At 30.7% G+C, this 6,516-nt stretch carries 6 protein-coding genes and 2 pseudogenes; all 8 read left to right on the top strand.

The window, feature by feature from the left end; genetic code table 11:
• The first annotated feature begins 447 nt into the window (after positions 1-447).
• The 8 genes and pseudogenes from BJS11_RS12905 to BJS11_RS12935 all read left to right on the top strand — a co-directional run bounded on the left by BJS11_RS12905 (position 448) and on the right by BJS11_RS12935 (position 6,408).
• A complete protein-coding gene (locus BJS11_RS12905) occupies positions 448-786 on the top strand; it encodes a plasmid mobilization protein (RefSeq protein ID WP_198143266.1) in 339 nt (112 codons plus the stop codon).
• The gene (locus BJS11_RS12910) at positions 768-1,877 is read left to right on the top strand and encodes a relaxase/mobilization nuclease domain-containing protein (protein WP_069996715.1); all 1,110 of its coding nucleotides are present in this window, start codon (positions 768-770) and stop codon (positions 1,875-1,877) included. Before BJS11_RS12905 ends, BJS11_RS12910 begins: the two co-directional genes overlap by 19 nt.
• Positions 1,878-2,282: 405 nt before the next feature.
• Positions 2,283-3,194, top strand: a pseudogene (gene aph(2'')-Ia, locus BJS11_RS12915) (aminoglycoside O-phosphotransferase APH(2'')-Ia); the annotation flags it as partial.
• Positions 3,195-3,332: 138 nt separating this feature from the next.
• A complete protein-coding gene (locus BJS11_RS12920; RefSeq protein WP_000134308.1) occupies positions 3,333-3,737 on the top strand; it encodes a GNAT family N-acetyltransferase in 405 nt (134 codons plus the stop codon).
• Positions 3,738-4,280: pseudogene (aac(6')-I, locus tag BJS11_RS12925) on the top strand (AAC(6')-Ie family aminoglycoside N-acetyltransferase); the annotation flags it as partial.
• Between the two features lie 123 nt (positions 4,281-4,403).
• A complete protein-coding gene (locus BJS11_RS13470; RefSeq protein WP_081333938.1) occupies positions 4,404-4,925 on the top strand; it encodes a super-infection exclusion protein B in 522 nt (173 codons plus the stop codon).
• Positions 4,926-5,594: 669 nt separating this feature from the next.
• Complete coding sequence (locus tag BJS11_RS13830) at positions 5,595-5,756, top strand: ribbon-helix-helix domain-containing protein (RefSeq protein WP_165628176.1); 162 nt, start codon at positions 5,595-5,597, stop codon at positions 5,754-5,756.
• An 82-nt stretch (positions 5,757-5,838) separates the two neighbouring features.
• Positions 5,839-6,408 (top strand): replication protein, encoded by a 570-nt coding sequence (locus tag BJS11_RS12935; protein ID WP_069996713.1) that lies wholly within the window; start codon positions 5,839-5,841, stop codon positions 6,406-6,408.
• Positions 6,409-6,516: the final 108 nt, after the last annotated feature.

The raw sequence follows: 6,516 nt of genomic DNA on the forward strand, positions 1-6,516 counted from the left end.
TTCGCTTAGACATTCAGAGGATAAGCGAAGATGATTTTGAACTTTGAGAATTTAATTTTATTCTACGAGTTTAAACGAGTAGATCATAAAATTAAATGAACATATAGCAACCATATTTTTGGTTGCTGGGTTTTGAACTTTGGGACTGATTTATTCAGTCCCTTTTTGCGTTAGCAAAAACATAAAGGGTTTGGGATATAATCCCAACAAGTAAGTATATGGGTACCATATACGTAGCTTGCCAAATCTCTCTCATCAATGCTATGATGAGGCCGTAAAGTTGTTTATTTAATTGGTGCCGACAATTAAATAATTCAACATACGGGCGTTTTTTAGGGTGGCGCAAATATTAAGCGCCAGACTAAAAACATGATAGCTTTAGGGGGCAAATTTGACGGCACATTTTTTGCCGTCGCCCCCTAAACTTGATGAAGAGAGGTGCGATTGTTGGCTACGGAGAATAGACGAGAAAGCAAGCAAATAAAGTTCAGAGTGACGCAAGAAGAATACGAGCGACTTGAACAAATGGCAGAAACGTTAAATACATCTGTTCCAATGCTTGCGAAAGATGCAGCGCAGAAAAAACGTATAAAAGCACCATTGATTGATAGACAAGGTGCAATTGAAATTGCGAAAGAATTAAGGGCAATTGGAACGAATATTAATCAGATTACAAGAGCAGTAAATACAAAAGAGTTAATTGATTATGACATAGGAAACGCGTTATTGGACGAATTAGGCGATTTAAGAAACGAGATGAATAAACTATGGCAACAATTAAGATAGGCGTTACAAAAGCTATGAATAGACTTATAACGTATGCAGAGAAGAAAGCAGAAATACAATCGGGTGTGAATGTTGATGATGAGTTTGCTAAAGAGCAGATGAAAACAACACGAATGATGTTTAATAAAAACGACGGACGACAGGGTTATCATTTGATTCAATCATTCGATCCAGAAGATAACATCACACCGGAAGAAGCCAATGAGATAGGTCAAGAATTAGCAAAAGAAGTTGCGCCAGACCATGAAGTAACGATTTATACGCATACAGATAAAGACCACATTCATAATCATATATGTATAAATAGTGTGAATATGAATACAGGAAAAAAGTTTGTGAATGATAGAAATAAACTTTATGAAATGCGCCAAAAAAATGATGGATTGTGCAGACAAAGGAATTTAAGTATAGCGAATGAGAAACAAGCACAAATAAGATATACGCAAGCAGAAAGAGCAGTTATTGAAAAAGGTCAAATCAGTTGGAAAGATGAAATTAGACAAGCGATTGATAAGGAAAAATTAAATGCAAATAGCTTTGATGAATTTAAAGATAATATGCAAGAGAACTACGGTATTGAAGTTAAAGAACGTGGAAAGAATATCAGTTTCAAACATCCCGATAAAAAAGCATTTGTTAGAGGTAAAACTTTAGGCAATGCTTACGAGAAAGGAACGATAAACAATGAGCTTAACAGAGAGAGTGAACGAACAGAACAACAGACGCAATCAGATAGACCAAAACAAGTTGTTAGAACAAATGAAAGACCTAGAGGCACAGATAAGAACGTTGAGAAACGAGCCGATGTTACTAGAATCGAGCATTACTCAAGAGATAACGGCGATACACAAAGCGTCGGACGAGATACTAAACCAAATCGCAAAGGCGCAAAAAGAAATAGCAAGCGAGAACGAGACTTCCGTAGAGCATTTGAAAAGCATAATGAGCGCACTGCAGAACTTAATGGACGAGCAGATGAAGAACTTCCAGACAGAGAACAAGAAAATGTTAGAGACAATCAAGCCGACATTGGAGAAGATAGAGCAGAGCCACAACTCGAAATTGAACTCGATGGACCAGAACTTCAATAGCATGGTTACGCATATACGTCACACAAGCAATATGAACAATCTTAGAAACCATTTAATCAATATTGGAGGTTCAAGTATCTTAACAACGATATTAGTCCTTATTTTGCATTTTATAGGGGTTATATGAGCCACATAAACGATTAAGCACGTTTTATGCCGAGAAAATCTATTTGTCGATGAGAGCCCTTAATTAGACTAAAAGCGCCAGCGGTCGGATAGCGTCAGCTATCAAATCGACCGATGGACAGCTTTAGGATTATTAAGGAGCGCAGAATCGTCGGCAAATAGAGGAATTGGAATAAACATATAAAGGGAGTGATTGGAATGAATGATGATACAAAAGGATTAGTAGTTAAAGAATTAGAATATATTAATGGTTCGGTTGAAGAGTTAAAAGCTTTTTTGGATAGATATGATGATAATGCCACAAATGTTAAGGCAATGAAATATTTAATTGAGCATTACTTTGATAATTTCAAAGTAGATAGTATTGAAATAATCGGTAGTGGTTATGATAGTGTGGCATATTTAGTTAATAATGAATACATTTTTAAAACAAAATTTAGTACTAATAAGAAAAAAGGTTATGCAAAAGAAAAAGCAATATATAATTTTTTAAATACAAATTTAGAAACTAATGTAAAAATTCCTAATATTGAATATTCGTATATTAGTGATGAATTATCTATACTAGGTTATAAAGAAATTAAAGGAACTTTTTTAACACCAGAAATTTATTCTACTATGTCAGAAGAAGAACAAAATTTGTTAAAACGAGATATTGCCAGTTTTTTAAGACAAATGCACGGTTTAGATTATACAGATATTAGTGAATGTACTATTGATAATAAACAAAATGTATTAGAAGAGTATATATTGTTGCGTGAAACTATTTATAATGATTTAACTGATATAGAAAAAGATTATATAGAAAGTTTTATGGAAAGACTAAATGCAACAACAGTTTTTGAGGGTAAAAAGTGTTTATGCCATAATGATTTTAGTTGTAATCATCTATTGTTAGATGGCAATAATAGATTAACTGGAATAATTGATTTTGGAGATTCTGGAATTATAGATGAATATTGTGATTTTATATACTTACTTGAAGATAGTGAAGAAGAAATAGGAACAAATTTTGGAGAAGATATATTAAGAATGTATGGAAATATAGATATTGAGAAAGCAAAAGAATATCAAGATATAGTTGAAGAATATTATCCTATTGAAACTATTGTTTATGGAATTAAAAATATTAAACAGGAATTTATCGAAAATGGTAGAAAAGAAATTTATAAAAGGACTTATAAAGATTGATTATATAATATATGAAAAGCTATTATAAAAGACATTAGTATTAAATAGTTTAAAAAAATGAAAAATAATAAAGGAAGTGAGTCAAGTCCAGACTCCTGTGTAAAAACATTGTATAGCATTTTACACAGGAGTCTGGACTTGACTGAGTTTATGGAAGAAGTTTTAATTGATGATAATATGGTTTTTGATATTGATAATTTAAAAGGATTTCTTAATGATACCAGTTCATTTGGGTTTATAGCTAAAGAAAATAATAAAATTATAGGATTTGCATATTGCTATACACTTTTAAGACCTGATGGAAAAACAATGTTTTATTTACACTCAATAGGAATGTTACCTAACTATCAAGACAAAGGTTATGGTTCAAAATTATTATCTTTTATTAAGGAATATTCTAAAGAGATTGGTTGTTCTGAAATGTTTTTAATAACTGATAAAGGTAATCCTAGAGCTTGCCATGTATATGAAAAATTAGGTGGTAAAAATGATTATAAAGATGAAATAGTATATGTATATGATTATGAAAAAGGTGATAAATAAATGAATATAGTTGAAAATGAAATATGTATAAGAACTTTAATAGATGATGATTTTCCTTTGATGTTAAAATGGTTAACTGATGAAAGAGTATTAGAATTTTATGGTGGTAGAGATAAAAAATATACATTAGAATCATTAAAAAAACATTATACAGAGCCTTGGGAAGATGAAGTTTTTAGAGTAATTATTGAATATAACAATGTTCCTATTGGATATGGACAAATATATAAAATGTATGATGAGTTATATACTGATTATCATTATCCAAAAACTGATGAGATAGTCTATGGTATGGATCAATTTATAGGAGAGCCAAATTATTGGAGTAAAGGAATTGGTACAAGATATATTAAATTGATTTTTGAATTTTTGAAAAAAGAAAGAAATGCTAATGCAGTTATTTTAGACCCTCATAAAAATAATCCAAGAGCAATAAGGGCATACCAAAAATCTGGTTTTAGAATTATTGAAGATTTGCCAGAACATGAATTACACGAGGGCAAAAAAGAAGATTGTTATTTAATGGAATATAGATATGATGACGAAACTATAATGGGTCGTATTATAGAAATTAATGCTAGATCTGAAAAAATATTTAATAAACTAAAAGATGAAAAATAATATTAAGTATAGCTACTTAGATATTGTACATGGGGGATAATGTTGATGAATGGAATAGCTAAAATATTAGAGTTTTTATCGAAGCCAATAAATTTTACTATATTAATTGCTTTCTTTTTAATTAGTTTAATTTTAACTTTAATGAATTTTTTGCCTAAAGTAATTTTGGATAGATTGCATATTACTTGGTTTTTGTTTAATTATAGTTTTGTCATTTTCATAATTTTAATTGCTTCATTTTTCTTTTTGATTGTTCAAACTGGAGCGATAGTAATAAAAAAGAGAGATGATAAAAAGTTTGGAGAAAATTTAAGAAAAAATAAAGATAAATTATTTGAAGATGAAGAGGCTTGGAAAATATTAATAGTGTTATATAATAGTCATCCTCAAGCGCGTGAGTTGCCTTATTTAAATCAAAAAGTTAAGTTATTACAACAATTTGGTTTGATTACGCCGGCTGTTAATAATTGGCGAACTGATCCGTTTAATCCAAGCATGCCATATATATTACAACCTGAGGCTGAAGAAAGAATAAAAGAAGAATTGAAAAAAAGCGCTGAGTTTTAGAACTCAACGCTTTTTACATATCGACCCCACTAACTGAGATTTATAGTGCATTTTTTTATTACGTTTGCGCACTAACGCCAAACGACAGATAGGCTTTTTCCTAGTTAGTATAGACATCAACCGTCCATAAATGTCTTAGAATATTCATGATTTTTTTACTTTGCACCGAATATTTAGAGCCAAGTCTTCGATATGTATTAATAAGTTATAACATATGAAAAAGAGTTTAACAAAGAGGTTTTGTTATATTATACTGTGAAAGCACTTCCTGTGCTAGAAAGGAGGTGTCACATACAGTGATTGTTTGTTTGTTTGTATTTGTACTAAAGAATATCATTTGTCCAATTACTGTTGGATATGTTCTTTATTTAATGACTAAAGAACGTAAATGATAAAAAGAAACCCCAGCATATGCTTTGGTCGGCATGCTGGGGTTTTCACATACAATGATTTATCTGTTTGTTTGTTAACTTCAGTATATTACTTATGATATTTTTTGTAAAATTTTCGTTTTTATTATCACGTATTTTGGGTGTTTTTCCTAGGGGGGTACTACGACCCCCCTAGGAGTGCATTGTGCATTGTGAAAAACCATGAGTATATTATTGACTTTATGCGCATAGATATGTATATTGAACACATAAGCAATTTTGGAGGTGTTTTTTGATATTGGAGAATAAAAAAGAGAGAAAAAGATTAAATATTACATTGCCACCAGAGCTAATTGAGGAATTAGAAAAAGTGAATAAAAAATATAAAATAAATAAGTCTAGTCAGATTGAAACGTTAATCACTAAATATTTAAGAAAGGAGTATGGTGATTTAGGATAAAAAAAAGAACCTTGCCCCAACAAGATTCTTTTTGCGATGATGTCATGACCTGACATGTTTTGTTAATCACCAATATAATACCATGGCTAAATACACTAAATCAAGAACGTGGGGTATGGTTGTTTACCCAGAATCAGCCCCCGAAAATTGGCAAGAATTATTAGAGGAAACTTTTATGCAATTTGCAGTTTCTCCTTTGCATGATAAAGATACAAATCCGGATGGAGAAATTAAAAAACCGCATTGGCATGTAATCTTAATATGGGACGGACCAGTTACTCAAAATGCAGCAATGAAAATAGCTGAAAAAGTAAATGCACCTCAACCTGTTAAACTAGAAAGTGTGCGTGGTGCATATAGATATTTCACTCACATGGATAATCCTGAAAAATATCAATATGATGAAAAAGATATAAAATTATATAATGGTTTTGATATATCTTCTTATGTGTCATTAACAAAAGAAGAAAAGTATGAGGCTATTGGAAAGATAATGGATATAATTAACGATAATGGAATTACAGAATATATAGATTTGTTAAACATACTTAGAATGAATGACTATAATTTATTTAAAGTTGCTTGTGATAACACTATATTGTTTACAAATGTTGTACGTTCGCTTAGACATTCAGAGGATAAGCGAAGATGATTTTGAACTTTGAGAATTTAATTTTATTCTACGAGTTTAAACGAGTAGATCATAAAATTAAATGAACATATAGCAACCATATTTTTGGTTGCTGGGTTTTGAACTTTG

It is taken from the genome of Staphylococcus caeli, from assembly GCF_900097965.1.
GTDB lineage: Bacteria > Bacillota > Bacilli > Staphylococcales > Staphylococcaceae > Staphylococcus > Staphylococcus caeli.